Genomic DNA, 4,468 nt, shown 5'->3' with positions numbered 1-4,468 from the left:
TTATACTAAGAATTTAAAGGGTTCAAGACCTGATTGGAGAAGTATATTATCAGGGCGTTTTTAGCCGAGAAATACTGACTGCAAAGATTTTTGACACAGAAGGAGGGCTCTTAATTAAAAAGCAGCTGTTTCTAATAAGTATATTTTGCTTGATGGTCTTTGTTCAAACGCTTTGGTCTCCCACGATTTTTGCTGAACAAAAAAACTTTATAATCGCTGGGGAAAGTGCTCTTCCTCCATTTTCTTTTGAAAATGAAGCTGGTGAGCTGACAGGCATCAATATTGATTTAATGGAGGAAATAGCAAAATATAATGGCGTAGATTTCAAATATATTCCGATGAGGATGGAAGAAGCGGAAAAAGCCTTAAACAACGGAACAATTGATGCAATTGTTGGAAGTACCTATAATACCGATAAAGATAATCAACTTGATTTCACTCAATCCTATTTTACAATGTCCCAATCCATAATCATTCCTAGTAAAAGGAAACAAGATATTCATACGTTAACGGATCTACGTGATTCACATGTTGTCCTTGACCAAAACACACCAGTAATCAGTACATTTCTAAATATGAGGAATACAAATTTAACGACCGTTTCGAATCAATACTCGGGTATTTTAACATTAATGAACAACCGTGCAGATGTATTCATCGGGAACAAATGGACTGCAGATTTCTATTTGAAAAAGTTCCGCCAAGAAAAGAATTACATCATTCTCGATGAAGTCATTGAACCAGCGGATTATACGATTGCAGTGAAAAAAGGGAATCAATCGCTTCTTTTCATGATGGATAATACACTCACGGAACTTAAAGCTAACCGGAATATCAATGGGATAATCGATAAATGGGTCATGCCACAATCCAATCAAAAAATTGCCAGGCTGGAGCAATTCATATTCTGGTTGATCATAACCCTAACTGCCGTGGCCTTTATCCTTCTAATCATTTACATATGGAATCAAAAGCTAAAAAAATCCGTTCATAACCAGACGTTAAAATTACATTTATTAAATAAGGATTTAGAGAAACAACGGCAAAACATTGCTAATGCTGAAGCGTTCAAAGATCAAGTCTTAAACAATATCAATAATGGGATCATTACATTCGATCTCGATTTCAAGATTACCAGCTGTAATGCAAAGGCATCAGACATTCTTGACATTTCCAAGGAAATGATTCTGAATTTTATGAATCATTCTCAATTAATGTGGAATTTCGGAGCTTTACATCAAGAACAAAATGGGAATAATCTTACGGGTTCTTTTCGGATCTTGGTATTTGATGAGGAAAATGACCAGAAGGTGATTTCATATTCGATGCATAAGATGTTCAACTCTGAAGATATACAAACCGGATACTTACTTTCCATGAATGATGAGACGGAAAAGAAAACATTGGAGAAAAAATTGGTCACACAAGAAAAGCTGCACGCCCTTGGTCAACTAGTTGCAGGTGTCGCACATGAAATAAGGAATCCTTTGACATCGATTAAAACATTCATTGATTTACTTCCGAGTAAATATGATAATCCTCAATTCCGACAAGTTCTAATGGAGCACTTGCCTACTGAAGTTAACCGTTTGAATGCGATTGTTACCGATTTAATTGAATATGCACGTCCGCGTCCGCCTAATATTACAAATTGCCACGCTCATGAACTTATATCCTTACTTGCTTTTCATAAAGTGACTATGGAAAAAAACCAAATAATTTTCGAGCAAATAATTGAGGAGGACCTTATTTTTTATATAGATTTACAACAAATTCAACAAGTACTTCTTAACTTGGTGTTGAATTCGATTCATGCCGTTGAAGAAACAAAGGAAAAGACCATTAGCATCTCCATTGATAAAGAGAACGAAAAGACTGGGCGGATTATCATATCCGATACGGGAAAAGGGATGAAACAGGAGGAACTGGACCATATTTTCGAGCCGTTTTTTACAAATAAAGAAAAGGGTGTTGGTTTGGGACTAACGTTATCGTATAGGTTAATTAAAGAAAATAACGGAGATATCCATGTAAAAAGTTTTCCTAATACAGGTACGAAATTCACCATTTCACTACCTTTATATATCGAATAAAAGCATGGAAAGAGGGGGAGTTATATGAAAATGCGTGTATTGGTAATTGATGATGAACCTGCTATTTGCACTGCTCTTAGCTTTGCGTTGGAAGATTCCTATCAGGTCGTGACAACCACTGACCCGGATGAGGGGCTCCGGAGGATCGACAATCAACCTTTTGATATTGTATTACTAGATTTGAGAATAGGAAATAAAAGTGGACTTGATGTCCTGCAGAAAATCAAACAAATAGCACCTAACGTAACAGTCATCATGATGACTGCCTATTCATCCATTGAAACTTCCATCGAGGCCATAAAAAAGGGGGCCTACTACTATATTGAAAAGCCAATTAATATTGAAGAACTTTCTTTGCTCTTGATGAGGGCAGCCGAATTCAAACAGATGTCCAATCAATTGGAGACATTACATGAAGAATTAGGGATTCAAAAGGGATTTGGTAACTTTCTTGGTAACAGCAAGGCGATGCAGCGTATTTTCTCAATGATCGAAAGAGTGAAAGATATTGATTCCAGTGTTCTTATCACGGGTGAAAGTGGTACTGGAAAAGAGCTTGTAGCCCGGAACATCCATACGCTAGGAAGAAGGAAAAACAATCCAATGCAGATTGTCAATTGTGCAGCAATTCCTGAGATGCTGCTGGAATCGGAGTTGTTCGGTTATGAGAAGGGAGCATTTTCCGGTGCAACACAAAGGAAGGAAGGGAAATTCGTTGCTGCTAATGGGGGCATCCTTTTTCTCGATGAGATTAGTGAAATGCCCCTTCCTCTTCAGGCCAAATTATTACGAGTATTGCAGGAAAGGGAAGTGACTCCTCTTGGGTCCAATGCAAAAATCTCATTGGATGTCCGTATTATAAGTGCAGCTAATAAAAACTTGGAACAAATGGTGATGGAAGGGGAATTTAGGGAGGATTTGTATTTCAGGCTTAATGTCATACCCATCTCGATGCCGCCTTTAAGAGATAGAAAAGAAGATTTACCGATTCTTATGGATTATTTTATAAAAAAGCACGCTAAGGATATGAATCGTGAGGATAAGACGTTCTCGGCAGCCGCACGTCGGATTTTACTGGATTACCATTACCCTGGCAATGTCCGTGAACTTGGTAACATCATAGAATATGCTGTCGCCCTATCCAACTCGAAAAAAATGGAGGATACCGACTTGCCGCAATATGTTCAAGAACAGAAGTTCATTCTTCAGCAGGGGGGCAATGACGAAGATTTTAATAGTTTCAAAATCCCTATCGGAATATCCATGAAAGAGATAGAAGAAAAAGTCATAAAGGCCACACTTCAATACTGTAAAAACCATCGGCAAAAAACAGCTCAAATCCTAAAAATTTCCGAAAGAAGCCTTCGTGATAAAATCAAGCTCATTTCAAAAGGAGAATAAAAGGCTTATCGTGTTAATCGGCATTTTTTTCTGGATAACCGGCAAAAATTGCCGATTTATACGTGTATATCATTCAATAAATCGGCAGGATTTGCGTTTTAAAGCAGAAAATCGACTTGGCATGGTATTTGCATCTAAATACATTAAGAAAGGAGGACCATGATGAAGAATGGAGCACTCTTTATAAAAGTCGCTTTGTTATTTTGTTTCATGACAGGATGTTCTTTTATGAATGAGCAGCAGGAAATATCTAAACCTGCTACTACCTTGATTCAGAGTCAACTAACTTCTGAAGGACAGGATTTAAATAATAGGATGATAATCATTGGAACTGGAGATATGACAGGTGTTTATTTTTTGTTAGGACAAAGATTATCAAATATGTATGAAAAATATAATGGAACCGTGTCAGGTACCCAGGTAACCCATGCTTCCATCGAAAATACTGAATTGGTTAGCAGCCATCGCGCAGAAATTGGTTTTACCACAGTGGATGTACTGGATTTGCCTGAAACCGATAGATCCAAGTTAAGAGCTTTAACGGCTCTATATTCCAATTATGTACAAATTGTTACTACTAAACAAAATGGTATTGATTCCTTAGAAGATTTAGTTGGGAAACGCATTAGTGTGGGAACGGCGGGCAGCGGTACAAGGCTTATTGCAGAGCGGATACTGTTAGAATCTAATTTACCGACTGATCAATTGAATTTATCCTATCTTTCTTTTTCTCAATCTGCAGAAGCATTACGTAATGGTACCATTGATGTGGCTTTCTTTTCTTCGGGGATTCCGAATAATGAAATCGCTTTCATATCCAAGCAGACCGAACTATCTTTTATTCCAATTCCGGAAGACATCATTGAAGGTCTTCAAAAACAATATGGAGTTTATACCCATGATGAAATTCCCAGAGATACATACGGGGGAATGAAAAAAAATGTCCAAACGATTTCAATTAAAAATGTCCTGGT

Annotated in this window: 3 protein-coding genes; all 3 read left to right on the top strand. The window is 37.4% G+C overall.

Features of this window, described 5'->3' with window-relative positions:
- Positions 1–152: 152 nt before the first annotated feature.
- Entirely contained in the window at positions 153–2,093 is a 1,941-nt protein-coding gene (locus ACFVSH_RS23315) for a transporter substrate-binding domain-containing protein (protein ID WP_387708083.1), read from the top strand.
- Between the two features lie 24 nt (positions 2,094–2,117).
- Complete coding sequence (locus ACFVSH_RS23310; RefSeq protein WP_387708081.1) at positions 2,118–3,494, top strand: sigma-54-dependent transcriptional regulator; 1,377 nt, start codon at positions 2,118–2,120, stop codon at positions 3,492–3,494.
- A gap of 162 nt (positions 3,495–3,656) precedes the next feature.
- The coding region (locus ACFVSH_RS23305; RefSeq protein ID WP_387708080.1) for a TAXI family TRAP transporter solute-binding subunit at positions 3,657–4,468 on the top strand (812 nt) is incomplete at its 3' end.

Source organism: Peribacillus sp. NPDC058002, assembly GCF_042886655.1.
Taxonomy (GTDB): Bacteria; Bacillota; Bacilli; order Bacillales; family DSM-1321; genus Peribacillus; species Peribacillus aracenensis.
Note: the sequence above shows the minus strand (reverse complement) of the source record. Positions and strands in the feature narration are given on the sequence as shown.